This is a genomic window from Rudaea sp., assembly GCF_036383415.1.
Taxonomy (GTDB): Bacteria; Pseudomonadota; Gammaproteobacteria; order Xanthomonadales; family Rhodanobacteraceae; genus Rudaea.
This window is the reverse complement of sequence record NZ_DASVOK010000312.1, coordinates 1-26,799: the sequence shown is the minus strand read 5'-3', so window position 1 is coordinate 26,799 and position 26,799 is coordinate 1. Positions and strand designations below refer to the sequence as shown.

Below are 26,799 nucleotides of genomic sequence, written 5' to 3'. Positions count from 1 at the left end.
TGCTCCTGCTGCGCCCGCGCCTCCCGCTCCGCCGACCCCGCCCGCGCCGGTCGCGTTCGCTCCGACGGCGCTCGGGGCGCCTGCCGGAATCTGAATCGATCCTGCGCGATCGATCGCGATTCAAGCGCCCAGCGAAACGTTCTCGTCGCACGCGATAGTCGCGGCGATCTGTCGGCCCAACGCGGACAATTCCGCAGGCGCGCGCACGCCGAGCACCTGCAGGCACGGCAGGCGCATCAGCGGAAAGCGCACGATGCGCGCCTGCCACGATCCGTGCATGCGCCGCCATGCGCAGCGCATGAACGCCGCATGCGCGCGCCAGCGCAATGGCTTGCCCGGCGCCACGCGCATAATGGCGCAATCACCGAGCATCGCGTCCCAGGCGAGGTAGTCCGCATCGGGCAGCAGATACAGGCGTGCGATGCAGGCAAACTGCGCATCGACGAATTCCAGCCATTCGCGCGGCCCGTGCGAAGTGACCGCACCATGTGCTTCGATGACAACACTGCCCGCGAACGCCGCGAGTGCGGGATGATCGAGCAGCAGCACCCCGTGCGTGGACAGGCGCGCGCGCGGAAAGACGCGGTCGCTACCGGCGCGATGCAGCCACAACGCGGGACCGAGCCGCGCCAGCCACTCAGCCAGGCGGCACCAGTCGACAGCATCATGTTGCCGATCGCGCGAGCCTTCGCGCGATCTCCAATCGGAATCGAAAGAAACGTCAGTCTCGCCGTGGCCAGACATGCCGTCGTCACGCACGCTGTCGCTCATCTTCGCTCTCCTCGCGTCATTGACGACGCTCGAACTTCCCGCAGGCTGCTGACACAAATCGCGCGGCCGTGAAATGCGGGCGCGTGCGAACGTTTACTTGGTCAGGATCAGCTTGCCGTTGCGCGTCTGGCGCAGGCGGTACTCCTGGCCGAAATGCGTGATGCGCACTTCCTGCGCTTCGCCGAACAAGGTGCGGCTGTCGAACTGGCGTTGCGCCGGCGCGACTTGAGGGCGCATGACGGTACGCAGGGAAGCATCGCCCGAAGGCAGCGGCAGGGTCGCGGTGTGCATGACATGGCTCGGTGACGGGTTCGATTAAATGATAATAATTCTCATTTGCATGTCAAGCGATTTTGCACAGGCCACCGTCAACCCACTCGACCCGGCCGCCGCATCCAAACAATGCGCATGGAGTGTGCAGGCGGTCTTGCAATTCTTTACACGAAGCGCTTCGACAACTTCGCCGCGCATGCGCAAGAATGTCGCACCTCGTTGCGCACCTGCGGAGCTTCCGTGCCACGCCAATCCATTGCGATCGTGCTATGCGTCCTTGCGATCGCGGCGATCGCTTTCTATGGCGGACGCCGCAGCGCGCCAGCGCAAGGCACGCTGACCCAGGCCGAAATCGATGCGGAAAAAGCAGCTATTGCCGCCAAGGAAAAAATGCAGGGGATGGCCGCGACGGCGAAACCCAAGCTCGCCGGCACCGCAGGCGGTCGCATGCTCGACAGCGCCGTGTCGAATCCGAGCGAACGCGCGCCGCTGCCGCCGGCAAACACGCAGTTGAAGTCCATCCTCGCCGAGCTCAAGGCGCGCGCCGACGCCGGCGATGCCGAGGCTGCCTCGCGCCTGTTCAAGGACATGCAGACCTGCGCGCAGGTGCAGCGGCTGAACCAGATGCTGCCCGCGATGAGCAACCGTGTGCTCGCGGATGCCCCGCCGGGAGCACCCGCACCGCGCAGCGAGCGCATGCTCGACTTCCTCCAGCGCAATCTCGACTTCACCAAGAACAACGCCGCGATGTGCGCCGACCTCAGCGCCGCCGACATGGCCGAACTCGTACCCGCGACGTTGCAGGCAGCGCAACTCGGCGACGCGGAAGCGGCGAACTGCTACGTCGGCGCCAACCTCAACAACTGGCCGGGCCTGCTCGACAACCCTCAATGGGTACAGGACTACAAGAGCAACGCGCTCAATCTCGCCAACGGCGCCTTGCAGCAAGGCGACTGGTCGATGGCGATGCTGATGGCGCAGGCCTACGGCGGCGGCTCACGCAACATGCTCAACCAGCTCACGGGCAGCGACCCCTCGCAAGCGTACACCTACGCGAAACTGATGAGCCTCGGCCAGCCGACCGGTACGCAACAATCGCAGCGTTCGACGAATGCGCTGAGCAATTTTTCCAGCCAGCTCACTCCCGCGCAGATCCAGGCCGCGGATCAGCAGGCGCAACAGATGTATCAGCAGTACTTCAACAACACGCCGCGCCAGACCGGCGATGTCGCCAACGCGATGCGCTCCTGCCAGGGCGGAGGGCCGGGATTCTGACGCGCAACGACTTGCACGCCATCGGAGAAATGCGCAGCATCGCCTGCCGAAGACGGATATTCGAGGAGAGTCGATGCGGCGCTATCTCTGGATCGCCGCGATCGTCATCGCGGCACTCGCTGCTGGTTGGTGGTTTGGACGGAACACGGCACCGGCGCGCGGCACGATGGCCGCAAGAAGTGCCGGTGCCGATACCGGCAAACCCGGCGTCAACAATCGATCCGACGCGTCGAAATACGCGGCAACGCATGTGCAATCAAGCACAACTGCGAATAGGGCAAGCACCTTGAAACCTTTGCCGCCGCCCGGCACGCCACTGAAAACCACCTTCGCTGATCTGCAGACACGTGCAAACGCCGGCGACGGCGCCGCCGCAACCCGGCTATATCGCGACCTGGCCACTTGCGCGTACTCCCGTTCATGGATTCGGTCCGAATCGATGGCCGCAAAAGATATTCTGGATCAAAAGACTGACGGTCAACCGATCCAAGCTCAGCAATCCCAACTCGACAGGGCACAATTCTTTCTTGACCGTACAGCGCGGTGGAAAGCGCTGTGTGTCGATGTGGGCCAGAACACGCTCGACACGCTTTCCTCGGCTGCCCTGCAAGCAGCCCAACTTGGCGACGCCAATGCGCGCGATTGCTACGTCCACCGCGGTCCAGGCATTACGCAAAGCGGTTTGATCAACTCGCCCGAATCGATCAATACCTATCGCGAACAGGTGCCTGCCCTCATCGATTCCGCGATTGCAGACGGCGATTGGAAAATGGTCGACATGCTGCAGCACGCTTACTCCCCCTCCGGCAACAATCTCATTGCGGGACTCCTCGGTCCCGATCCAGTCCAGCACTACCGTTACCTCAAGCTCTTTCGGCTCGGCGCCAACGGCTACATGATTCAAAAGTTGGATAAAGATTTGGCCTATGCCGGCGAACAGATCAGTACCGAGCAGCGAATGCAGGCTGACGCATGGGCACTGACGACTCAGCAAGCTTATTTTCATGGAAATTCGACAGAAGCAGCGCCGTCCGGTTGGGATGCGTGCGTCCTACCGGTCGAATGATCCTTCGACTCGCTGTTGATCGCTGCTACGCCCACTAGGTAAACTTGACCCACTCCATCGGGGAGTAGTCGGCCAGGTTGATTCGTAGACCCGGCTTTCCGCGTCAACATACTCGGGCGGCAGCCCGTGGCGCGGGAAACGCGATACCGTTCGCGCTCGACGAGACCTTTGGTTCGCTCGCGTCGCACCCAAGCCGGGGCCGCGCGGGGGAATCATTGCGTCCATTGCCCCGGCTTCGGAGTTCTCTTGGAAACCTTGCTCATCTCCACGCTGACCGTCACCCTTGGCGAAATCGGCGACAAGACGCAACTGCTTGCGCTGATCCTCGCGGCGAAGTACCGCAAGCCTTGGCCGATCTGTCTCGGCATCCTCATCGCGACCCTGTTCAACCACGCCCTCGCCGGCGCGTTCGGTTCGCTCGTCAGCCAATGGCTCTCACCGCAGACGCTGCGCTGGATCGTCGCGATCAGTTTCCTCGCGATCGCGCTGTGGACGCTCAAGCCGGACAAGGCCGACGAGGACGAAGCCACACACGGCAGCACGCACGGAGTATTGATCGCGACGGTGGCGAGCTTCTTCCTCGCCGAGATGGGCGACAAGACGCAGATCGCAACTGCCGTGCTCGCCGCGCAATATCACCCGCTCTGGCAGGTCGTCAGCGGCACGACGCTCGGCATGCTGCTCGCCGACGTGCCCGTGGTCTGGCTCGGCGCGCGCTTTGCTCATCGCCTGCCGCTGCGCGCGGCGCGCATCGGCGCGGCGCTGCTGTTCGCGGCGCTCGGAGTATGGATACTCGTGGGCGCGTGATTCAGCGCCAGACGAACGTCGCCACGCTGCGCGCGGGCATCGTGTAGGCAAATGCGCGCTTCGCTTCGTGCGCGACGAAGCGCTGCGATGCTGACGACGAGTTCGCAACGATCATCACGAGCGAGCCGTCGTCGGCATTGCGGAACACGACGTTGTCGATGTCCTTGTTTCCCTCGCTCGATTCGACGCGCTGCGCGCCGGGCCGTACGAAGCGGCTCGCGTGAGCCAGCGCGACGTAATCGACCGTACGCGTATACGTTCCGGTTTTCGAATCGATCGTGACGAGACCGCGACAGTCGCGACAACCACCCGCATGCGGACCGTGGTTTTCATCGAGTGCGAGATTCCACAACAGCACGCCGCGCGACCAGCCGCGTACCGATCCGATCAGCAGGCGACGCGTGATCGTGAGCAGGCCGTCGTCCTTCATCGGCTTCCAGTCGCCACCCGAACATTCGGTGAGGTAGGCATCCTTGTCCGGATACTTGTCGTGCACGCGCGTCTGCGCGTCGACGTAGCCCGCGTAGCAATGCCAGGCGACCGCCGCGACATATCGATTCGCGAGCGGGTCGGCGAGCAGGGCCAGTGGTTCAGTCTCAATGTCCCAGTTGTGGTCCCAGTCGAAGATCAGCGGCGCGCGTTCGCGCTGCGCCAGCTTTGGCCCCAACTGCTGACCGATCAGCAGCAGCCGCGCGCCCGCGCTGAGCAGCATGCCGGGATAGTCGGGCGGGTTGAATCGCGGCTCGTTCTGCACGGTCAACGCAAAGATCGGCACGCCCGCGGCCTCCATCGCGTCGACGTATTTGACGAGATAGTTGGCGAACGCCGTGTGATATTCGTACTTGAGCGTTCCGTGCAGCAGGCTGCCGTTGGTCTTCATCCACGCCGGTGCGCTCCACGGCGAAGCCATGACCTTCAGCCGCGGATTGATCGCGAGCGCCGCGCGCACGACGGGCAGCACCTCCTCGGCGCCGGTGCCGGCGATTTTCGGCGTCAGCGAAAAATGGGCGAGCATCGGATCGCTCTGCCCCGGCGGCATGTCATCGAGACTATAGTGCGCACGCGAGAAATCCGACGCGCCGATGGTCAGGCGCGTGAAGTCGATGCCGAGACCGCCGTCGCCGCGACCGAACAGCTCACGCAGCAGCTTGTCGCGCTGCGCTGCGCTCATGTGCTTATCGATCAGCCACGCCGACGAATCGGTGATCGCCGCGCCGAAGCCGATCATCGCCTGATGACGCTTGTTGGCATCGATATCGATGACGGTGCCTGCATTCGGCGAAACGTCGAACGCAAGATCGGTTTCGCGCGCCAGTTGTTTTTCGCCATTCGCGGTGCTCAGCCAGACCTGCACCGACGCGCGCGGGGACGGCCGCGGGGCGGTTGTACAGGCGGCCAACGCAAGAATGCACAGCGCTGACAGGGCGCATTGGACTTTCATCTGGACGGTCAAAATGGAAACGTTCCCAATTAATCCTGCCCGGAATATAGCAAAACCGGAAAGCGATACGGTGCGCTCCGGCTGGTCTGCGGCCGACTCCCAGCCGCATTCAGCCGGCGAATTTGCTGCGCCGCACGGTGACGGCCGATTGCATCTCGTGCATATTCCGCGGCGAAATTGGTAACGTTTCCAAAATTCTTTCTCGTTGCGAGGAAAGAGCAAGACGGGGATGCGCGCCGGCACGTGCCGTGCGCCGCATGAAACGCAACTGTTTATTCATGCGATCGTCCGTGATCGCGAAGATAAAAAAGCGGCCATCCTTGGTCGCACTCTTCAATTTATATACACCTTGGGAGAGCACCGATGATTCATTCCAGCACGTCGCGCACGTCCACCACGCATGCCCGCGGGCTGCGCAAGCGTCCGCTCGCTGTCGCGTGCGCGACTGCGCTTTTTCTCGTCGCGTCATCGGCGATTGCCGCCGACGAATCCACCGGCGCGACGGCAGCGACCGCCGATCAGGCGCAATCCGTCACTACACCGGATCAGGGCAAACCCGCCGAGCAGAAGAAAAGCACCGGAGACGATGCCACCGCCAGTCTCGACACGATCAAGGTAACCGGCATCAGGGGCAGTATCCAGAGCGCGTTGTCGGTCAAGGAGAACCTCGACAGCATCGCCGAGGCGATCGCGCCGGAAGATCTCGGCAAGCTTCCCGATCTGTCGATCGCGGAAAGCTTGGCGCGCCTGCCCGGCCTCGCCACCCAGCGCGTCGGCGGCCATGCCGAATACATCTCGATCCGCGGCCTGTCGCCCGATTTCGTCGGCACTACGCTGAATGGCCGCGAACAGGCGTCCACGGGCGAAAACCGCGGCGTCCAGTACGACCAGTATCCGGCCGAGTTGATGGGCGGCGCCGTCGTCTACAAGGTGCCCGACGCCACCGTCATCGGCCAAGGCCTGTCCGGCACGGTCGATCTGCACACGATCCGCCCGCTCGATTTCCATGAAATGACCATGGCCGCGAACGTGCGCGGCGAACGCACGACCAACGGCAGTCTCAATCCGGGCAGCGGCGTCGGCAAGACCGGCAATCGCGTCAGCTTCTCGTTCGTCGATCAGTTTCTCGATCACACGCTCGGCGTTGCCTTCGGCGTCGCCCATCTGGACTCGCCGTCGCAGGAAAAGCAGTACCAAGCGTGGTGGTGGAGCATGAACAACGGCAAGGGCAGCATCGAGGACGCCTGGGGCGGACCGCACACGCCGGGAATGCCGCCCAACGTGATTTCCGAGGAAGGCATGCAGTTGCGCGCGCAATCGCAAAGCCAGGTGCGCGACGGCGCGATCGGCATCATCGAATGGGCGCCCAACGACAACTACCATTCGACGCTCGACATCTACTATTCGAAGTTCGACCAGCAGAAGTACAAGAACGGCCTGCAGTGGTCGAGCAGCCCGTGGGACGGCATCGCCTTCTCCAATGTCGGCACCTCGCTCGGCGGCCCCTATCCGATCGCGACTTCGGGCACGATCGACGGCCTGCAACCGATCATGCAGAACGAGTACACCAAGGAAAAGGACTACCTGTTCTCCGCCGGCTGGAACAACCGTTTGGAATTCGACAACCAATGGCAGGTGACCGCGGACCTGTCGTATTCGCGAGCCAAGGTGAAACTGCACGACGCCTATGCGTTCACCGGCCTCGCCAACGGCGCCTTCCTTTCGACCGGCTTCATGATGCCGGCCGGTGAGGGCTATCCGACGTTCACCCCGGCGACCAATCTGGCGAATCCCGCCAACATCGTCTTCGCCGACCCGACCAACTACAGCTACAACGGCCGCGCCGAGTGGGATCGTCAGAAGGACGAGATCAAGGCGTTCCGTCTCGAAGCCTCGCATCCGCTCGGCTGGATTTTCAGCAGCATGAACTTCGGCTTCGACTATTCGGAGCGCACGAAGTCCAAGCACGCCGACGTGTTCTTTGCCTATCTCGACGGCAACGGTTGCTCGACGTCCGCCAATCCGCAATGCCAGAACCTGCCCTACAACAACCACTATTACGTGCCGATCGGCTCGCTCGACGGCAGCACCTCGCTCGCCTACGGCGGCATTGGCGGCATTCCGTACTACGACGTGCTTTCGGCATTGGCGAACCAGTTCTATCTGGTGCCGAAGAGCGGTCAGAACGATTGGAACCGCAATTATTCCGTCAACGAGAAGGTGCCGCTGGCTTACGTCAAGCTCAATATCGACACCGAGTTGGGAGGCGTCCCGATCCGCGGCAACGTCGGCGGGCAGTTCGTGCGCACGGAAGTGTCTTCGACGGCCGTTCAGACCAGCGGCGACGCCTACGTTGGCACGCTCAAGGGGAACGACTCGTACAACAAGTTCCTGCCGAGCCTCAATCTCGTCGGCGACCTCGGCGATCGCACCTACCTGCGCTTCGGCCTGGCCAAGACGATGGTGCGCGGCCGCATCGACGACGAGAAGATCGCTTCGTCCGCCGGCGTGAGCCCATGCAATTCACAACAGCCGAACGCGCAATGCGCCAAAGTCGGCTTCGACCCCACCAAGGGCACGTGGAGCGGCAGTGGAGGAAACATCTTCCTCAGGCCATGGGTTGCTGTCGGCACCGATCTCTCGTTCGAGAAATATTTCGGCGAAGCCAGCTACGTGTCGGCAGCGATCTTCAACAAGAACCTGCTGACCTACATCTACAACCAGACCGTCGACAACTACAACTTCGCGGGATACACGAACCCGACGCCGGAAATCACGGCGATTTCTAGCATCGGCTCCAACACGGTTCCACAGAATGGCACCGGCGGCAGCATCCAGGGCGTTGAGCTGGCGACCGCGCTCGAAGGCAAGTTGTTTGCGTCATGGCTGGACGGCTTCGGCCTCCAGGGCAACTTCGCCTACAACAAGAGCAAGATTCCGACGAGTTCGATCGCTGCGATTCCGGGTGGTCCGACCACACTGCCCGGCCTGTCCGCGAAAACGGCTAATGTCACCGTCTACTACGAGAAGGCCGGTTTCTCGGTGCGTCTCGCCCAGCGTTACCGTTCGGAATTCACCGGCGAGGCGGTCGCGCTGTTCGACCAGATCGGCTACACCAAGATCCTCGCCGACAAGCAGACCGACTTCCAGGCCGGCTATGAATTCCAGGAGGGAAGGATGAAGGGACTTTCCGTACTGCTGCAGGTCAACAACGTGACCGACTCGCCCTACCGCACGCAACAGATCTCGGTGCTGCCCAATCTCGTTTCGGTCGCGCGGCCTCTTGAATACGACACCTACGGACGCACGATCCTGCTCGGACTGAACTACAAGCTGTGACGATGAGCAAGACGCCCGCGGTAGCGCGAAATCTGCTGTTCCACGCTATCGCGGGCCTTGTGCTGGCCGGCTGCACGGCCGCGACGACGAAGCGGGCTCCCGTCGCGTCGACGCCGAAGAAAGTCGACGCCATTCGAAACACCGAAGACCTTGCCGACTGGCCGCAACTGACAAGTCCGATCAAGCAAGACCCGGCGATGGAAGCACGCATCCGCGAGATCGTCAAAGGCATGACGATCGAGCAGAAGATCGGCCAGATGACCCAGGCCGACATCCGCAAGATTACGCCCGACGAGGTGCGCCGCTTCTATATCGGCAGCGTGCTCAACGGCGGCAATACGCAGCCCGACAACACGCGCGGCGCAAGCTTTGCGCAATGGCGTGCGGCGACGCGCAAATATCACGACGCGGCACTTGCCACCGACATGGCGGTGAAGATTCCGTTGATCTGGGGTACCGACGCGGTGCATGGTCACGGCATCGCATCCGGCGCAACGGTATTCCCGCACAACATGGGCCTTGGCGCGACGCACGACGCCGCGCTTGTGCGCGAGATCGGCGTGGCGACGGCAAAGCAAGTACGCGCGACCGGCATCGACTGGGTATTCGCGCCGACGCTCGCGGTCGTGCAGAACACTCGCTGGGGACGCAGCTACGAAAGCTTCTCGTCCGACCCGGTCATCGTGCGCGAGCTCGGCGCGGCGTATGTCGAAGGCCTGCAGGGCAGGCTAGGCAGCGACGCCAGCGCGCTTGCGACCGCGAAACATTTCATCGGCGACGGCGGCACCGATCGCGGCAAGGATCGCGGCGTCAACCTGTCCAGCCGCGCCGACCTGATTGCCGTCCACGCGCAGGGCTATTTCGGCGCACTCGAAGCCGGCGCGCAAACGGTGATGGCCTCGTACAACAGCACGCGCGAATTCGGCAAGATGCACGGCGCCGGATACCTGCTGACCGACGTGCTGAAAAAACGCATGGGCTTCGACGGCTTCGTCGTCTCCGACTGGAACGGCATCGCCGAAGTCACCGGCTGCGAGCGCGACAACTGCGCGGCCGCGATCAACGCCGGCATCGACATGGTCATGGTGCCGGAGAAGTGGGAGAAGTTCATCAAGAAGACCGCGCGCCAAGTTCGTCTGGGCGAAATTCCATTGGACCGCATCGACGACGCGGTGACGCGCATCCTGCGCGTGAAGATGCGTGCCGGCTTGTTCGAGCGCAAACCCGACGCGGTCGTCGGCGACGCGCGTAATCTGCAGGCGCGCGACCTCGCGCGGCGCGCGGTGCGCGAGTCACTCGTGCTGCTGAAGAACGACGGTGCAGTGCTGCCGCTCAGGCGCGGCGCGAAGATCCTCATCGTCGGCAAGAGCGCGAACTCGCTGCGCAACCAGTCCGGCGGCTGGACGCTGAACTGGCAGGGCATGAAGAACCATAACGCGGATTTCCTCACCGGCGACACGATCCTCGCCGGCATCCGCGACGCGGCGGGCGATGCGAACGTCGTGTTCGACAAGACCGCCGCCGAAGCGAACGTCGACGCATTCGACGCAGTCGTCGCAGTGATCGGCGAACTGCCTTACGCCGAGATGAAGGGCGATATCCTTTTTCCCGACACCCTCGCCGAAAGCCGCCTTTTCCCGGAAGACCTGCAAGTGCTGCACAAGGTCGCCGGCCACGGCAAGCCGGTGATCACGGTGCTCGTGTCGGGCCGGCCACTGTACGCGAACGACCTGATCAACCTGTCCAATGCATTCGTCGCCGCGTGGCTGCCGGGGACCGAAGGCAAAGGCGTGGCCGATGTGCTCTTCCGCGACGCACACGGTGCGATCGCGCACGATTTCCGCGGCACGTTGGCATTCCAATGGCCGCAATCGCCGTGCCAGGCCTCTTTCACGAAAGAGGATGGCGAACCGTTATTTGCGCTTGGCTACGGCGTGAAGTATACGAATCCGCGGCATCTGGGACTGCTCGATACGCCGCCGGCGTCGAACGGTTGCGCGAAGTAACGGACGCGAGGACGGCATGGCCACGATCAACGACGTTGCACGCCTCGCCGGAGTCGGACTCGGCACCGCCTCGCGCGTGATCAGCGGCAAGGGTGCGGTCTCGGCCAAGACCGCCGAACGCGTGCGCCGCGCGATCGACGAGCTGAAGTATCGTCCCTCGCACGCGGCGCGCACGCTGCCGACCGGTGCCTCGCACATGATCGGCGTCTACATTCCGCTGCTGAAGGGCTCGTTCTACACGCCGATCCTCAACATCATTCACACCGAGCTGCGCGCGAACGGACAGAACATGGTCGTCGCCTTCGGCAGCGGCAACGGCGATGCGCGCAAGCAGGCGATGGAAGGCCTCGAATTCCTGATCGAACGCGGTTGCGACGGTTATCTGCTCGTCAGCGACGCGCTCACAGAGGACGACATCACCGCAATCGGCGCGCAGGCTTCGCGCCTCGTGCTGCTCAACCACTCGCTCAAGTCCATCCACAATCAGTGCTTCTCGGCCGACCATTACGCGGGCGGACGGCTCGCCGCGCAGGCCCTGCTCGAGATGAAGCATCGCCGCATCGCCGTGATCGCCGGTTTCGCGACTTCGCGCGACAACGTCGCGCGCATCAACGGCTTCATGCACGAGCTCGGCCTCGCCGGCATCGACGTCGACGCCATTCCGGTGATCGACAGCGATTTTTCGCCCGAGGGCGGCTGGAACTCGGCCGCCGCGCTGATCGCATCGAAGCACAAGTTCACTGCGCTGTTCTGCGCGAATGACGAAATGGGCGTCGGCGCGCTGTCGTACTTCCAGCAGGCCGGCATCGCCGTGCCCGGCAGGATTTAGGTGATCGGCTACGACGACACCGCGACCGCGGAATATTCCGCGCCGCGCCTGACCTCGGTGCACATCCCGTGGTACGACGTGGCGCTCAACGGCGTGCGCTGGCTGCTCAACCAATGCTACGACACGAACAAGCCGGTCAAGCGCAAGTTCGCTGCCAGCGTGACCTGGCGCGCGTCGGTGGCGCGGGCGGCGAACGGCAAGTAACGAACATCAATGGACGTACATGCTTATGCAAACGCGTAGAGAGTTCCTTCAGCTGGGTGCCGCCGGCGCACTTGGTCTCGCCCTGCCCCGCGCCTTCGCGAAAGACGCGGCGGCGCGCGCCTGGACCATGGTCGAAACATCGCGCGATGGCGCGCGCCTTGCGCCGGGCACGATTGCGGGCGCGGCGACATCGAACGCAGCGACATTGAGTTGCGACCCATCGAAGCGATTCCAGCAGATCACCGGTTTCGGCGGCGCGCTGACCGAGTCTTCGGCCTACGTGCTCAAGCAACTTCCGGAAGCGCAGCGTCTCGAGGTGCTCAAGCGCTACTACGATCCACGCGAAGGCATCGGCTACACGCTGGCGCGCACGCATATCGGCTCCTGCGATTTCTCGCTGTCGACCTGGTCGCTTGCGCCGTCGCCCGGCGACTACGAACTGCTCGACTTCAGCCTGAAACCGATGCAGCGCTGGCTCATGCCGCTGCTGCGCGACGCGCACCGGATCGCCGGCGCGGACCGTTTCAAGCTGCTCGCCTCGCCGTGGAGCCCGCCGGCTTGGATGAAGACCAACAACCAGATGGACCGCGGCGGAAGCCTGCGCGAGGAATACGCCGCGACCTGGGCAAACCACTACGTCAAGTTCCTGCGCGCAATGCGCGACGAGGAAAAGATCCCGCTCTGGGGCCTGACCGTACAGAACGAACCCGAGGCGAACCAGAGTTGGGAGTCCTGCATCTATACGCCCGAGCAGGAGCGCGATTTCGTGCGCAAGCATCTCGGCCCGACTCTGGCACGCGAAGGTTTTGGCGGCATCAAGCTGTACGGTTTCGACCACAATCGCGACACGCTGGAGAAGCGCGCAGACGCGATGCTCGGCGACGCGGAAACAGCCAAGTACATGGCCGGCATGGCCGTGCATTGGTACGTCAGCGACGACTACGCCGCCGAGGCGCGCGTGCTGAAGAAATATCCCGGCAAGGAGGTGCTGTTTACCGAAGGCTGCGTCGAAGGCGGCGCCAAACCGGGCGACTGGATGGTCGGCGAGCGCTATGCGCGCAACATGTTCGGCGATCTCAACGCCGGCGTCTGCGGCTGGATCGACTGGAACATCGCGCTGGACATGCGTGGCGGCCCCAACCACGTCGGCAATTTCTGCGACGCGCCCGTGCTCGTCGACACGAAGGGCGGCAAGGTGCTTTACCAGAGTTCGTTCCATGCGATCGCGCATTTCTCGCGCTACGTGAAGCCAGGGGCGCATCGCATCGAACTGAGCGGCGGCCCGAAAGGTCTGCAGTCCTGTGCTTTCGCCAATCCGGACGGCAGCATTGCCGTCATTGCTTTCAATCCGGGCGACGCCGCCATCGACTTCAATCTCGACATCGTCGGCGAGAAGCACGGCTGCCGCATACCCGCGCACGCGATCCAGACCTATCTCGCCTGAAGGGCGCGCGACGCGACGTACTTGCGCCCTCGCTTGACTTGGCGGGGTAGGCGGTCGCGCAAGTTGCAATTCGGCGTGGCTGCCCGCATTGTTCCGCTCCGTGCTCCGTCATTTCCCGTTTTCATGAAGTGGTTCCTGCTCGCCCTGTTCCTCGTGCCCGCGATTTACGTGCATTTCCGCGGGCGCGTGCGCTACAACCCGTTCCGCCAGCTCGGCGATCATTCGACGATCTTCGCGCCGTTGAACCTGTTCATGTACGCGTTCTCGCGCGTGCATGCGAACCCATACCTGCCGGCGTCCGAGCTGGCGGGCATGGACAAGCTGCGCGCGCACTGGAAGGAAATCCGCGACGAGGCGCTTGCGCTGCGCTCCGCGCACGAGATCAAGGCCTCGAACCAGTACAACGACGTCGGCTTCAATTCGTTTTTCCGTTTCGGTTGGAAGCGTTTCTACCTCAAGTGGTACAACGACGCGCATCCATCGGCGGTGAAGCTGTGCCCGCTGACCACGCAACTGCTGAAGGAGCTTCCGCAGGTCAAGGCGGCGATGTTTGCCGAGTTGCCGTCCGGCGCGCCCCTAATGCAGCATCGCGATCCGTACGCCGGTTCGCTGCGCTATCACCTCGGCCTGGTCACGCCGAACGACGACGGCTGCTGGATCGACGTCGACGGCCAGCGCTATTCCTGGCGCGACGGCGAGGACGTGGTGTTCGACGAGACCTATATCCATCACGCCAAGAACGAGACGCAGACCGACCGCATCATCCTGTTCTGCGACGTCGAGCGGCCGATGCGCTACCGCTGGGCGCAGACGGTCAACGACTGGTTCGGCCGCCATCTCGTACGCGCTGCCTCGTCCCCCAACGAAGCGGGCGACGCCACCGGTGGCCTCAATCGCGTGTTCAAGTATTTCTACGCGGTGCGCCTCAAGGGCAAGGCGCTCAAGGAAAGCAACAAGCGCCTGTACTACGCGATCAAATGGTCGATCGGCGTTGCCGTGCTCGCGCTGATCATCTGGCTGTAATTCCGGAGTCGAGAACATGACCGCATTGCGCGTCGATATCTGGTCGGACTTCGTCTGCCCATTCTGCTTCATCGGCGCGCTGCGCCTCGAACAACTGGGCAAGCAGCGCCCACTCGACCTGCATTGGCACGCGTTCCAGTTGCGCCCCGCGGGCGCGCCACCCATGGATGCGGCCAAGCGCAGGATGATTGCCGAGCACACCCCCAAACTCGCCGCGCAGATGCACGAGGAGTTTGGCCTCGACATCGATCGCGGCCCGCTCGACATCGACACGCGCGCCGCGCACCGCCTTTTCGCCGCCGCCGATGCCGCCGGCAAGGGCGCCGAGATGCACGATGCGCTGTTCCGCGCCTACTGGCTGCACGGCGAGGACATTTCCGATCCGAGCGTGCTTGCCACGATCGCCGCGAAACAGGGTTTCGATGGCGCCGCCGCAATTTCCGGCAGCGATGGCGTGAGCGAACGATCGGTCGCCGCCGACGTGGCACAGGCCGCGCAGTATGGCTTCCAGGGCGTGCCCGCGATCGTGTTCGGACAGAAGTACTACGTCAGCGGCGCGCAGCCACTCGCCGTGTTCGCGCAGGCCGCTGAGCAAGCTGCAGCCGAACAAGGCGCATGACCTTGCGCCGGCAATGCACCCACGCACCGCCGAACTGATCGAAACACTGCGCCTCGAGCCGCACCCCGAGGGCGGACGCTATTGCCGCGTATACACTTCCACTTCACAACTTGTATACAACGGCGTGACACGGCCGGCGGCGACCGCGATCCATTACCTGCTGGGCAGGGGTGAAATCAGCCGCTGGCACCGCATCGACGCCGACGAGATCTGGCAGCACCATGAAGGCGACGCACTCGAACTGATGCTGTTCGATGCCACATCGGGCCAGCTCGAACGCCATCGCCTCGGCCGCAGCGACGCGACGACGGAAACGCGACCGCTGGTCGGCGTGCCGGCCGGCGTCTGGCAGGCCGCGCGACCGCTCGGCGACTACGCGCTGGTCGGCTGCAGCGTTGCGCCGGGCTTCGACTTCGCCGGTTTCGTCCTGCTCGATGCCGATGCCGAAGCGCTGGACGCGTTGGCCCGGGCGATGCCGGACGCACTGCGTTATCGCTGAAAGCTCCGCCGCGAGCCGCCCGCAGGCTGAGTGACACGACTCACGGACCCGGCTGCTTTGTTGACAGTCCGCATCAGCCGCCGGGATAATGCCTTGTTTTTCAAGCAGTAAGGACCCGCGCCTTGAATAAGCCCCGCCGGCCTGTGCTTGTGGTGATCCCCGCGTACAACGAAGCGGCGACGGTCGCCGAGATCGTGCGCAGGGTGATTGCGCACGCCGCCTGCGATGCAGTCGTGGTCAACGACGCGAGTTCCGACGATACCTCCGCGCAGGCACACGCCGCTGGCGCGGCGGTGATCGACCTGCCGCTGAATCTCGGTGCCTGGGGCGCGACGCAAACCGGCATGCGCTACGCGCAGCGCAATCACTATGCCACGGTAGCGACGCTCGACGCCGACGGCCAGCACCATCCGGAGTCGTTGCCGGCGATGCTGGGCGCGCTCGAACAGGACGGGGTCGATGTCGTGATCGGCACCTATACGCAGCGTCTGTCGGTGGCCAAGCGCGTGGCCTGGTGGTATTTCCGCCTGCTGACCGGCCTGCCGGTGCAGGATTTCACTTCGGGCCTGCGCGCCTACAGCCGCCGCGCGGCGCGCGCGCTCGCCTCGCGCGAGGCGAGCCTGCTCGACTATCAGGATATGGGAGTGTTGATGTTGCTGTACAAGAAAGGATTCCACTTGCGCGAACTGCCGACGGTGATGTCGCCGCGCAAATCGGGCATGTCGCGCGTATTCGCTTCGTGGTTCGTCGTCGCGCGCTACATGCTGCATACGACCGTGCTCTGCTTCGCGCGCCTGGACGTGCGCGGGCGCATCGCCCAGCGCGTCGTCTCGCGCGCCGGGGCGGGAGCATGATGGTCATCCTCGTCTCCGCCGTGCTCGGCATCGCGCTGGCGAGCGTGATTCTTTATCTCGTGCGCCGAGATCATCTGCATGGCAGCTATGCGCTGTGGTGGCTGGTCGTTGCCGCGGCGACGCTCGTCGTCGGCGTGTTTCCGCATCTGGTCGACCGGCTCGGCGAACTCGTCGGCATCGCCTATCCGCCTATCCTCGCGATCATTCTCGGCATGGGCCTCATCCTCATCCGCATGCTGCTGATGGACGTCGACCGCTCGCGCCAGGAACGCACGCTGCGCCGGCTGACCCAGCGTCTGGCGATCCTCGACCAGGAACTGGGCGAAGCGCGCGCGAAACTCGCGACCCTGGAATCCCCTCCCGCCGCGGAACCTGCCATGCCGCGCAAAAGCGCCCAAGTCATCGTGTTGCCCAAATCCGGCGGCGAAGGCTGACCCACGGGACGCGACACAGAATCGTGCGCGTACTCCATATCGGCAAGTTCTACCCACCTTACGCGGGTGGCATCGAGCGCTTCAGCGCCGATCTGTGCGCCGCGCTGGCCGCGCGGGATGTCGGCGTCGCAATGCTTGCGCATGCCTCGCCCGGCAGCCGCGCGGCGCGCAGCTTCCGCGAGGACGGCGTCGACGTGCATCTCGCCGCCTGCCATGGGCAGCTGCTGTACGCGCCGGTCAGTCCGTCGTTCCCGTTGCTGCTTTCGCGCCTGATCGACGAGTTCGCACCCGACCTGCTGCATCTGCATATGCCGAATACGTCGGCGTTCTGGGCACTGCTCTCGCCTGCGGCACGCCGCTTGCCGTGGCTCGTGCATTGGCATGCCGACGTGCCGCTCGACGTCCGCCGCCACGCAGTGCGCGCGATGTACTCGCTCTACCGACCGTTCGAGCAGGCGCTGCTGCGGCGCGCAGATAGAATCATCGCGACCTCGGCGCCGTATCGCGACACGAGCATTGCGCTTGCGCCCTGGAGCAGCAAGACGCACGTCGTACCGCTGGGAATCGGCGAATCGCCGCCGGCCAACAGCAGCGCTGAAAAAATGGAAATTGTGGCAAAGGATACTTCTGCGCAATCCATCGCATGGCCGGGCACAGGCTTGCGCCTGCTCGCCGTCGGCCGCCTGAGCTACTACAAGGGTTACGACGTGCTGCTGCGCGCACTCGCGCTCACGCCGGAAGCGAACCTGCTCCTGATCGGCAGTGGCGAATGTGAAGCCGGCCTGCAGGCGTTGGCGCGCGAGCTGGGCATCGAGCAGCGCGTGTGTTTCGCCGGGCATGTGGACGATGCGCAGCTCGCCCTGGCCTACGCGCAAGCTCAGGTATTCTGCCTGCCGTCGATCGAGCGCACCGAAGCCTTCGGCGTTGTCCTGCTGGAGGCGATGCGCGCGCGCCTGCCGGTGATCGCGACGACGATCGCCGGATCGGGCATGGGTTATGTCGTCGCCGACGGCGCCAGCGGACTGCTCGTGCCACCGGGCGATGCAGCGGCACTCGCCGCAGCCATTCGCCGCCTCGGCGACGACGCGGCGCTGCGGATGAGCTTCGGTGAGGCCGGACAAGCGCGCTGGCGATCCCGGTTCACGCTGGATCGCTGCGCGGATCGCGTGTTGGATCTGTACTGCGCTCTGCTGCCGGAAAATCGACGTCCCGCAGCAGCAAGGCCAACACGGTCACCCACGCAGGCACGATCTGGAGAACGAGGCGGTTGATCGCCGTATAGCTCTGCGCCCAGGCCGAGGCGCTGGTGAAGAGGAACAGGATGAATAGCAGCATGGCGCAGATGCCGAGCAGCACCGCCGGCAGACGCAGCCAGTCCTGCGACATCAAAGCGCGCCACCGCCAGATCAGCACGGGCGGGGTCAACCACCAGAGCAGATGCCAGTTCGGCTGCGCGAACAGCGTCTCGGTGGCGCCCTTGAATGCCCCCGGCTGCCATTTCAGATCGAGGATGAGCGCAAGAGGCCCCAATGCAGGCATGGCCAGGCTGCCATCCGCATTTATCACCCCGGCGCGCAAGCTCAACAGATGCAGTCCGCCGAGCGGGATCAGCGCCGCGAACAAGACGATGGCCGCAATCGCCACCGTCGAACGCCAGCGCCACGGTAATGCACCGAAGCCGAACGAGGCCAGAAGACAGACTGCCCACACCCACCCTTCCATCTTGAGCCATGGCAGCACAAGCGCAAAAAAAATCGCGAGACAGAGCTGGCTTCTCTCGCCCTGCTGCAGCCAGCGCATCCACGACAGCACGCTGAAACCGAACGCGGAGGCAATCCACAGGTCCGCGTAGCCCGCAAGCGCGGCGTGCACCGACAGCAGCGGCAGGGAACCGAGCGCGTACACCGCGACCAGCGCGCGCGTACGGCTCAACCCCAGGGATTGCCATTGTCCATGGTGCGCGAGCAGCAGCGCGGCCCATAACCCAAGCCAGGGCAGGTTGATCAGCGGCTCGATCCAGCCGCCAGCGGCACTCGCGAACCAGACTTCGATCCACGCCAGCGCATTCGGATAATGCCAGGCGACTTCGGTATACAAATCCCCGTGTGTCGAATGCAGCCACTCCGGCATCGACACGAACGGCACATGGTGGCCGAGCAGAAACCAGGTTTTCGGCTTCACTGCCCAGGCCGACCAGGCATCCCAGGGGTAGAGCGGTCGCAGCCAGATCTCGCGGGCGACGATCGCTGCCCGCGCGACGAGCGAAACAAACAGCGTCGCAAGCGCGGCTCGCTGCCAGCGCGGCAACGGCACTGTACCCCCGGACGATGCGGTCCCGCTTTGATCGCGCCGACGCCAAGCGACCGTCGCGACGATGGCAAGCAGGAGCAGCAGGCAAAGCCCCGCGCTCGCAATCGCGTGCGCTGTATTGGCAGGCGCAACGATCGAAGTGGCCACCGCCACGAGCAGCATGCCGCCGAGAAAGCCGTAACCGACGGCGCTTGCACGCCAGCCGGGCACGCGCTGCGGACTGATCGCCAAGTATGCGGCCGCGCCGGTCGCCAACGGCAGCAGCCAGGCCAGGAAATATGTCCAACTCATTGATCGACTCCCTCCGACCGGAAAACGCGAAGATCCCCCTTTTCGTAGACAGGCTTGACGAAAACAACCAGTTCCCCGTTGCCCAGCAATCCGGTCGCCTTGTCGTATTTCCAATCGCTGGCGTACACGGCAATCAGCACATCCTCGGGCAACGCCATTTCCGGCGCCTCCCGCATTGTCTGCTCCAGTGGCGCGGCATTGAGCGGCAACAGGAAATAGATCAGGCGCAGGAAAATGAAAGGCGAGCTGGAGTCCACGAGCACGCGTTTGGCACCTTGCTGTTCGGCGATGCGCGCCACATCGCCGGCAACCACCAGCGTTTCTTCGTCGGGCTGCAGGGCGTACCGCTGCGCCCAGGACTTGCCAGCGTAAATCGACTCGATGACTCGATGCTTGGTGAAGAAATCCTCAAGCCAGCGCAGATCAAGGCTGATCCACGTGCACCCGGCGATCCAGCACATGACGGCCGCGGCGCGGGCACGAGGCAGACGCAACAGCAAGCAGGCGGCAAGGCCCGAGAGCAACGCTCCGAGCGCCAAAATCGGCATCATCCACGAGCGGCCCAGCGTCCCATTTCCCGGCCCGATCGTATTGATCGACTGCAGCGACCAGGGCCGGTAGCCGAACCAGTCGCTGCGAAGGCGGGGAAGGACGCTGTCCCACGCTGGCGGCTGCAATTGCGCCCACTCGATGCGGAACGGATGGAACGAGGCAATCGTGCTCGGCGGAACCAGTTGCGCCGTCGCGTACTCGGCAAATCCCAGCTCGTTGATTTCTCCCCGCCATTCCGAGAACCTGGACAGATCGACCGTGATCTCACCGTTCTCGGGCGTCGGCAGCGAGATGGTCTGCACATCGTCCCGCGTGTCGCGGCGGAACACGAGCGCCAGCTCGAGCACGTTCGGGAAATCGGTAATACGGTAGCGCAATATCGGATATTTCTCGGCGCGCACATGCGTCAGTCGCGCCGTCTGCAAGCCGTTGCCACGCGCGTCGAAGGCATTGATCACGAGATTGTCCAGCTCGATCGTGCCCTCGCCAAGTTGAACCTGGAAATCGCGCCCCGAGAATGCCAGGTGCTCACGCGCGGTCCACGGCGCGTCCCATGGCACGCCGGCCGCCCAGGTGAACAGCACGATCCAGATCGCGCACAGCACGGGGATCAGGATGAGACGGCGGATCATGCGGCGGATTGTGCCATCAACTGGTCAATTTCCTGCTCACTGAATCCCGCAGCGCGACGTGCGGTCTCGTTGAACGGTGGCTTCAACGTGGAACGCGCATATTCCGTGATCAAGCGCTCGAATTTCGCGTGCGCATCGACCCCATCGCGTGCGCAGCACCAGGCAAACCAACGCGAGCCCGCGGCGATGTGAGCGACTTCTTCGCGCAGGATGACTTCGAGAATTTCAATGGTGCGCGCATCACCGACGCCGCGCAGGCGCGCAATCATGCCCGGCGTCACGTCGAGCCCGCGCGCTTCGAGCACGCGCGGCACGAGGGCCATGCGTTCGAGGCAGGATTTGGACGTCTTTACCGCCATTTCCCAGAGGCCGTTGTGCGCGTCGAAATCGCCGTAGGCATGACCCATCTCGGCCAGCCGCTCGGCGAGCATGCAGAAATGCCGCGTCTCGTCCGCGGCAACCTGCGCCCAGTCGCGGTAATACTCGTGCGGCATCCCGCGAAAACGGTAGACCGCATCCCAGGCCAGGTCGATCGCGTTGAACTCGATGTGTGCGACCGCATGCACGAGCGCGGCACGACCCTCGGCGCTGCCCAGACCGCGCTGCGGCAGTTCACGCGGAGGAACGAGCCGCGGGCGCGACGGCCTGCCCGGCTGCACGATCGGCCTGGGTTCGACGGAGGTTTCAGTCGCGAAATCGCCGGTCGCGATTGACGCCGCGGCTTTGCTGCTGCGCGCGAGCTTGTCCTCGACGCTCGTCGCCGCAATGCAGGCTTCGGCCAAAGCAAAAACGTCCATATCCATCCGCTACCGCAAGAGCTTCTCGCTCGAAGACATGAAAGCATGAAACGGCGAGGATTCACCTCGCCCTCTTCGCATCTTCGCGTGAAGCCGTTTATCCCTGTGCGGCGATATTACGACACATGGCGCCGCTGCGCCTTATTTTCGTCCGCGCGCGCGAATTCGAGTTCGCGCAGATAAGTGCTGTCGACGCCGGTGACGTATTCACCGGAGAAGCACGAAGTGTCGAAATGCTTGATCTCCTCGTTGCCGTCGGCGACAGCGGCGACGAGGTCTTCGAGATCCTGATAGACCAGCCAGTCGGCACCGATGAACTGCTGCACCTCTTCCTCGGTGCGGCCGTGCGCGACGAGTTCGGCCGCGGCCGGCATGTCGATGCCATAGATATTCGCGAAACGCACCGGCGGCGCGGCCGAGGCAAAGTAGACTTGGCGCGCACCGGCGTCACGCGCCATCTGCACGATCTGCTTCGAGGTCGTGCCGCGCACGATCGAATCGTCGACGAGCAGCACGTTCTTCTTGCGGAATTCCAGATGCACCGGATTGAGCTTGCGTCGCACCGATTTCACGCGCTCGCTCTGCCCCGGCATGATGAAGGTGCGGCCGATGTAGCGGTTCTTGACGAAACCTTCGCGCATCGGCACGCCGAGCACCTGCGCGAGCGAGCTTGCCGCGGTGCGCGAAGTGTCGGGAATCGGGATCACCGCGTCGATGTGATGGTCGGGCCGCAGGCGCTTGATCTTCTCGGCGAGACGCTCGCCCATGCGCAGGCGCGCCTTGTACACCGACACGTCCTCGATCATCGAATCGGGCCGCGCGAGGTAAACGTATTCGAAGATGCACGGCGCATGCAGCGCGCCCTCGGCGCATTGGCGGCTGAACAGTTTGCCGTCTTCGGTGAGCAGCACGGCCTCGCCCGGCGCAACGTCGCGCACGAGGCGGAAACCCAAAATGTCCATCGCCACCGATTCGGAGGCGACCATGTATTCGCGCCCGTCGGCCGTATCGCGCTCGCCGAGCACGAGCGGGCGGATGCCGTGCGGATCACGGAACGCTACGACGCCGTAGCCGAGCACGAGTGCAACCACCGCATAGCCGCCGCGCACGCGCGCATGCACGCCGGCGACCGCCTTGAAGATGTGGTCCGGCGTCAGCGCGTGGCGCTCCTGGATCTGCAGCTCGTGCGCGAAGATGTTGAGCAGCACTTCCGAATCGGACTCGGTGTTGATGTGGCGGCGATCCTCCTCGTACATCTGCCGGCGCAACTCGACGGTGTTGATCAGATTGCCGTTGTGGCCGAGTGCAATGCCGTACGGCGAGTTGACGTAGAACGGCTGCGCCTCGGCAGCGGCTTCCGAACCCGCGGTTGGATAGCGGCAATGGCCGATGCCGATGTTGCCGCGCAGCTTGAGCATGCTGTCGCGACCGAACACGTCGTTGACCAGGCCCGCACCCTTGTGCAGGCGCAGCTTGTCGTTGTCGATCGTGGCGATGCCGGCCGCGTCCTGGCCGCGGTGCTGGAGGACGGTCAAGCCGTCGTAGAGCGCCGAAGCGACTTCGGATTTACCGACGATACCGATGATTCCGCACATGAGGGATACAACTCGGGGAATGGGAGGGACGAAGCTGAGGCCATTCGGCGCGGAAGAACGTGGGGCAATTTTACCAAAACTCCAGCGAAGTTTTGTTAGCCGTTCAGCCGGTCGGAAATCTGTGTCAGATCTTGTGCTCGTTCGGAGCGGGCTTCTTGTCCTCGCTTTGCGGCGGCTGGGGCAGCAATCCACGCAGATCGAGGTATTTGGTGACGTCAGCAGGCATGTGCGCCGACGCCCATTGCGCGGCGTTCTGGAAACTCGGCAGCAGGCGCGATTCGTGCCACCACGGGTCGCGCGGGAACGGCGTGAAGCCAAGCAGCAACACGACCAGCGTCACCAGCGCGAGGCCACGCGCGAGGCCGAATATGGCGCCGAGCAGACGGTCGGTGCCGCTCAGGCCGCTGCCCGCGACCAGTTTGCGCATGAAGAAGCCGACGATCGCCCCGGCGATCAGGACAGCGATGAAGCAGAGCGCGTAGCCGAGCGCGATGCGCGCCGAAGGCAGGCTGACCGCGGTCAGCGACGCAGCGAGTTGCGGACCGATCGTCCAAGCGACCCATATCGCGACGATCCATACCGCCAGCGCGAGCACCTCACCGATGAAACCACGCCACAACCCCATCAGCACGGACAAACCAAGCGCGGCGATGATGACGTAGTCGGCCCAGTTCAGCATGGAGTGGCTGCGATCACGGCTGGGTCTTGACGATCGCGGCCACCTGGAATTTCTGCTTCAGCGTCGTCACCGCCGCGTCGGCGCCGCTGCGGTCGGCGTAGGGGCCGGCGCGGACCTTCCAGAACGTCGTCTCGCCATCGCTGGACTTTTCGACGAACGCGGCGACACCGCCGTTGCGCAGGCGGTCGCGCAGCTTGTTCGCCTCGTCCTCGGCCTTGAACGCGCCGGCCTGGACCACATAGGCACCGGCGCGATTGGCCGGCAACGTCGGTGCAGGTGCCGCGGATTCCGTGGCGGGCTTCGCCGCCGGCTTCGCGTCCGCGGTGGTTTTCGCATCGGCTGCCGCCGGCTTGTCCGTATCGCCCGTCTGTGCGATGCCGCTCGGCAGCTTCGCATCGATCTGCTTGATCTTCAGGCGCACGTTCTCGGCCGATGCACGTTCCGCATACGGCCCGACGCGTACGCGCTGCGCGGGTTTGCCCTGATATTCCGTGGCCTCGGCAAACGCCGGATAGCCGAGCTTCTTCATCTTGTCGACGAGCGCGCTCGCATGGCTCGCATCGGCATAGACGCCGAGGTTGACGAGGAAGCGCCCGTCCGTGGCTACGGCCGGCGCGGCGGGCGGTGCCGCGGGAGGCAGAGTTGGCGGCGCAGGCGCAGGCGTCGAAGGCGATGTCGGCGCGCTCGTGGACGTGGTCGTCGGCTTCGCCGCCGGCGCGGGTTTCGTTGCGCTGTCGGGTGCCTCGAAACTCGCCGGCGCGCCGGTGTCGACCGTGGCGAGCTTGTCGCCGGAAGCGGGTGTGGCCGCAGCGGGCGGCGCACTCGGCGCCGGAGCAGCGCCAGGTTTCGGCGGATCGACGCTCAGATTGCGTGTTTCGAAATTGCGCTCGGGCGCCGGCGGGATGCTCAGATTCTGCGTCGTCGTGCCATCCGTCTTCGGCGGCGTGCCCGAAAAGAACATCGGCACGAAGATGATCGCCAGCGCGATCAGCACGGCCGCACCGAGCAGGCGTTGTTTCAAGGCAGAATCCATGATGTCCTCCGTTGCTTGTCACGAGTATAACCGCGGGTTGCGCGGAACCCGCGGCCAAGCACCCGCATCATTCACCTCAGGTTGCGGCGGTGAAGCCGTTGCGTGCAGCCCAGGCCAGCGCGGGCGCGGCGACGTGGAACGAACCGAACGCGAGCACGCGATCCTGCGGCCGTGCCTCTGCAACTGCGGCATCGAGTGCAGCAGTGATATCGGTCAGGGCCTCGGGCTGTTGCGGCGCCACCGCAGCGTCCATGCGCGCGATCAGATCCCGTGCGGAGAGACCGCGCGGCGTATCCGCGTCGAGGCCGGCGACGAACCAGCGATCGATGCGCGCGGCGAGCGGCGCGACGATGCCGGCGATGTCCTTGTCCGCCAGCGCGCCGAACACGGCCAGTGTGCGACCGCGCGCCGGCGTTTGTTCCAGCCAGCGCGCCAGTACCTCGGCCGCCTGCGGATTGTGCGCGACATCGATCACAAGTTCGGCCATGCCAAGTCGTACGAAACGCTGCAGGCGCGCGGCTACGCGCGCGTTGCGCACGCCCGCAGCCAAGGCCGTGTCATCGACGGCGATGCGATCACGCAACACGTGCAGCGCGGCGATCGCCGCGGCCGCGTTCGAGCGCTGCACGGGCGCGGCAAGCGCGGGATCGGACAGCGCGATCTCGCGCCCCTGCGTCTGCCATTGCCAGCCTTGCGCGGTCGATTCGAAGCGATAATCGTGTCCCGCCTGGAAGACCGCGGCGCCTGTTTCGCCTGCGCTGTGCGCCAGCGCGGCCGGCGCATCCGCATCGCCGACGACTGCCGGGCGCGTGGCGCGGAAGATGCCGGCCTTCTCGCGCGCGATCGCATCGAGCTCGTTGCCGAGCCAGTCCTCGTGATCGAGGGCAATCGTGGTCACGATCGCCGCATCGGCATCGACGATATTGACCGCATCGAGCCTGCCGCCAAGACCGACTTCGAGCACGGCGGCATCGAGTCTGCTCTGCGCAAAAATCCACAAAGCGGCCAGCGTACCGAACTCGAAATAGGTCAGCGTGACCGGCGCGTCTGCCTGCGCCAGGCGCGCCGCTTCGATGCGCTCGAACGCCGCAATGAGCGCGGCATCGCCCGCGTCCACGCCAGCGACGCGCACCCGCTCGTTGTAGCGCAGCAGATGCGGCGAGGTGTAGCAGCCGACGCGCTTGCCGGCCGCGGCCAACATCGCCTCGAGGAACGCGACGGTCGAGCCTTTGCCATTGGTGCCGCCAACGGTGATGACGACAGGCGCAATGCGCGGTGCCCCCATGCGCCGCCATACCTCACGCACGCGCGCAAGGCCGAGATCGACGCCAAGCGCGTGCACGCGCTGCTGGTAATCGAGCCATTCGTCGAGGCTGCGTGGAGTCATTGCAAATTCGGCCCTTCTCTGGCGTGATGACGATATGCCGCTCGCGTCCGTTGCTGACCGCTTGAACCTCGCCCTCGCCGCGCTGCCGCCCGGCGCGCTGGTGGTCGGCTACAGCGGCGGCGCGGATTCTAGCGTGTTGTTGCATATGCTCGCGCGGAGCGTCGTCGCGCGAGCGCGAGGTCTGCGCGCGATCCACGTCGACCACGGCCTGCATGCCGACAGCGCGGCGTGGTCCGAACACTGCCGCGCGACGGCGGCGGAGCTCAACATCGCGCTCGACGTCGTCCGCGTCGAAGTCGAGCGTGATCGCGGCAGCGGCCTCGAAGACGCTGCACGCATGGCGCGCCGGGCCGCATTCGCGCGTCTGCTCCATCCAGGCGAAATCCTCGCCCTCGCCCACCATCGCGATGATCAGGCCGAAACCGTGCTGCTCAAACTGCTGCGCGGCGCCGGACCCGAGGGCCTTGGCGGCATGCGCGGTCTGCGCGCGTTCGGCGCGGGATACCTGTGGCGACCGCTGCTTGCCGAACCGCGCGCGGCCCTGCTTACCTACGCGCGCGAACACGACCTGCGCTGGCTCGACGACCCGAGCAACACCGACACGACGCTGCGGCGCAATTTCCTGCGCGGCGAAATCCT

The 26,799-nt window shown here is 64.6% G+C and carries 23 protein-coding genes, 1 pseudogene and 1 riboswitch; of the genes and pseudogenes, 14 read left to right on the top strand and 10 right to left on the bottom strand.

What is annotated here, in order from left to right; translation table 11 throughout:
• Positions 1-120: 120 nt before the first annotated feature.
• Both VF497_RS11800 and hemP read right to left on the bottom strand, forming a co-directional pair.
• On the bottom strand, positions 121-771 hold the full coding sequence (locus tag VF497_RS11800) for a hypothetical protein (RefSeq protein ID WP_330888922.1): 651 nt from the start codon (positions 769-771) through the stop codon (positions 121-123).
• A 93-nt stretch (positions 772-864) separates the two neighbouring features.
• Positions 865-1,062, bottom strand: a complete 198-nt coding sequence (hemP, locus tag VF497_RS11795; protein WP_330888920.1) for a hemin uptake protein HemP — start codon at positions 1,060-1,062, stop codon at positions 865-867.
• A gap of 222 nt (positions 1,063-1,284) precedes the next feature.
• Here hemP and VF497_RS11790 point away from each other — a divergent pair, with 222 nt between their 5' ends.
• The 3 genes from VF497_RS11790 to VF497_RS11780 all read left to right on the top strand — a co-directional run bounded on the left by VF497_RS11790 (position 1,285) and on the right by VF497_RS11780 (position 4,192).
• Entirely contained in the window at positions 1,285-2,319 is a 1,035-nt protein-coding gene (locus VF497_RS11790; protein ID WP_330888918.1) for a hypothetical protein, read from the top strand.
• Between the two features lie 73 nt (positions 2,320-2,392).
• Complete coding sequence (locus VF497_RS11785) at positions 2,393-3,385, top strand: hypothetical protein (protein WP_330888916.1); 993 nt, start codon at positions 2,393-2,395, stop codon at positions 3,383-3,385.
• Between the two features lie 47 nt (positions 3,386-3,432).
• Positions 3,433-3,569, top strand: a riboswitch (yybP-ykoY riboswitch).
• Positions 3,570-3,631: 62 nt separating this feature from the next.
• Positions 3,632-4,192, top strand: a complete 561-nt coding sequence (locus tag VF497_RS11780; RefSeq protein WP_330888914.1) for a TMEM165/GDT1 family protein — start codon at positions 3,632-3,634, stop codon at positions 4,190-4,192.
• Position 4,193: 1 nt separating this feature from the next.
• Here the strand turns inward: VF497_RS11780 and VF497_RS11775 are convergent, their stop codons facing one another.
• Positions 4,194-5,546 carry a glycoside hydrolase family 30 protein gene (locus VF497_RS11775; RefSeq protein ID WP_330888912.1) on the bottom strand — a complete coding sequence of 451 codons (1,353 nt, stop codon included), beginning with the start codon at positions 5,544-5,546 and terminating at the stop codon, positions 4,194-4,196.
• Positions 5,547-5,742: 196 nt separating this feature from the next.
• Positions 5,743-5,994 carry a hypothetical protein gene (locus VF497_RS11770; protein WP_330888910.1) on the bottom strand — a complete coding sequence of 84 codons (252 nt, stop codon included), beginning with the start codon at positions 5,992-5,994 and terminating at the stop codon, positions 5,743-5,745.
• A 2-nt stretch (positions 5,995-5,996) separates the two neighbouring features.
• Here VF497_RS11770 and VF497_RS11765 point away from each other — a divergent pair, with 2 nt between their 5' ends.
• The 10 genes and pseudogenes from VF497_RS11765 to VF497_RS11720 all read left to right on the top strand — a co-directional run bounded on the left by VF497_RS11765 (position 5,997) and on the right by VF497_RS11720 (position 18,155).
• Positions 5,997-8,972: a TonB-dependent receptor gene (locus tag VF497_RS11765; protein WP_330888908.1), complete on the top strand. Its 2,976-nt coding sequence runs from the start codon at positions 5,997-5,999 to the stop codon at positions 8,970-8,972.
• A 2-nt stretch (positions 8,973-8,974) separates the two neighbouring features.
• Positions 8,975-10,978 (top strand): glycoside hydrolase family 3 protein, encoded by a 2,004-nt coding sequence (locus VF497_RS11760; protein WP_330888906.1) that lies wholly within the window; start codon positions 8,975-8,977, stop codon positions 10,976-10,978.
• A 16-nt stretch (positions 10,979-10,994) separates the two neighbouring features.
• Positions 10,995-12,011 (top strand): annotated as a pseudogene (locus tag VF497_RS11755) (LacI family DNA-binding transcriptional regulator).
• A 127-nt stretch (positions 12,012-12,138) separates the two neighbouring features.
• The gene (locus tag VF497_RS11750; protein ID WP_330888904.1) at positions 12,139-13,455 is read left to right on the top strand and encodes a glycoside hydrolase family 30 protein; all 1,317 of its coding nucleotides are present in this window, start codon (positions 12,139-12,141) and stop codon (positions 13,453-13,455) included.
• Between the two features lie 123 nt (positions 13,456-13,578).
• Positions 13,579-14,478 carry a lipid A hydroxylase LpxO gene (gene lpxO / locus VF497_RS11745; RefSeq protein ID WP_330888902.1) on the top strand — a complete coding sequence of 300 codons (900 nt, stop codon included), beginning with the start codon at positions 13,579-13,581 and terminating at the stop codon, positions 14,476-14,478.
• A 16-nt stretch (positions 14,479-14,494) separates the two neighbouring features.
• A complete protein-coding gene (locus tag VF497_RS11740; protein ID WP_330888899.1) occupies positions 14,495-15,097 on the top strand; it encodes a DsbA family oxidoreductase in 603 nt (200 codons plus the stop codon).
• Between the two features lie 13 nt (positions 15,098-15,110).
• Positions 15,111-15,596, top strand: coding sequence for a cupin domain-containing protein (locus tag VF497_RS11735; RefSeq protein WP_330888897.1), 486 nt, complete (start codon positions 15,111-15,113; stop codon positions 15,594-15,596).
• Between the two features lie 122 nt (positions 15,597-15,718).
• Positions 15,719-16,450, top strand: a complete 732-nt coding sequence (locus VF497_RS11730) for a glycosyltransferase family 2 protein (protein ID WP_330888895.1) — start codon at positions 15,719-15,721, stop codon at positions 16,448-16,450.
• Complete coding sequence (locus tag VF497_RS11725) at positions 16,447-16,884, top strand: DUF2304 domain-containing protein (protein ID WP_330888893.1); 438 nt, start codon at positions 16,447-16,449, stop codon at positions 16,882-16,884. The genes VF497_RS11730 and VF497_RS11725 overlap by 4 nt, the downstream gene beginning before the upstream one ends.
• 23 nt (positions 16,885-16,907) lie before the next feature.
• Positions 16,908-18,155 carry a glycosyltransferase gene (locus tag VF497_RS11720; protein WP_330888890.1) on the top strand — a complete coding sequence of 416 codons (1,248 nt, stop codon included), beginning with the start codon at positions 16,908-16,910 and terminating at the stop codon, positions 18,153-18,155.
• 1,326 nt (positions 18,156-19,481) lie between these two features.
• Here VF497_RS11720 and VF497_RS11715 read toward each other — a convergent pair.
• The 6 genes from VF497_RS11715 to folC form a co-directional block, all read right to left on the bottom strand.
• Complete coding sequence (locus tag VF497_RS11715; protein ID WP_330888888.1) at positions 19,482-20,669, bottom strand: hypothetical protein; 1,188 nt, start codon at positions 20,667-20,669, stop codon at positions 19,482-19,484.
• Positions 20,666-21,466 carry a ferritin-like domain-containing protein gene (locus VF497_RS11710; protein ID WP_330888886.1) on the bottom strand — a complete coding sequence of 267 codons (801 nt, stop codon included), beginning with the start codon at positions 21,464-21,466 and terminating at the stop codon, positions 20,666-20,668. Before VF497_RS11710 ends, VF497_RS11715 begins: the two co-directional genes overlap by 4 nt.
• A 116-nt stretch (positions 21,467-21,582) precedes the next feature.
• Positions 21,583-23,061 carry an amidophosphoribosyltransferase gene (purF, locus tag VF497_RS11705; RefSeq protein WP_330888883.1) on the bottom strand — a complete coding sequence of 493 codons (1,479 nt, stop codon included), beginning with the start codon at positions 23,059-23,061 and terminating at the stop codon, positions 21,583-21,585.
• 124 nt (positions 23,062-23,185) lie between these two features.
• The gene (locus VF497_RS11700; RefSeq protein WP_330888881.1) at positions 23,186-23,740 is read right to left on the bottom strand and encodes a CvpA family protein; all 555 of its coding nucleotides are present in this window, start codon (positions 23,738-23,740) and stop codon (positions 23,186-23,188) included.
• A 13-nt stretch (positions 23,741-23,753) separates the two neighbouring features.
• Complete coding sequence (locus tag VF497_RS11695; protein WP_330888880.1) at positions 23,754-24,773, bottom strand: SPOR domain-containing protein; 1,020 nt, start codon at positions 24,771-24,773, stop codon at positions 23,754-23,756.
• Between the two features lie 76 nt (positions 24,774-24,849).
• Entirely contained in the window at positions 24,850-26,160 is a 1,311-nt protein-coding gene (gene folC, locus VF497_RS11690; RefSeq protein WP_330888878.1) for a bifunctional tetrahydrofolate synthase/dihydrofolate synthase, read from the bottom strand.
• Between the two features lie 61 nt (positions 26,161-26,221).
• On the opposite strand from folC, the gene tilS reads away from it, so the two are divergent.
• The coding region (gene tilS / locus VF497_RS11685; RefSeq protein ID WP_330888876.1) for a tRNA lysidine(34) synthetase TilS at positions 26,222-26,799 on the top strand (578 nt) is incomplete at its 3' end.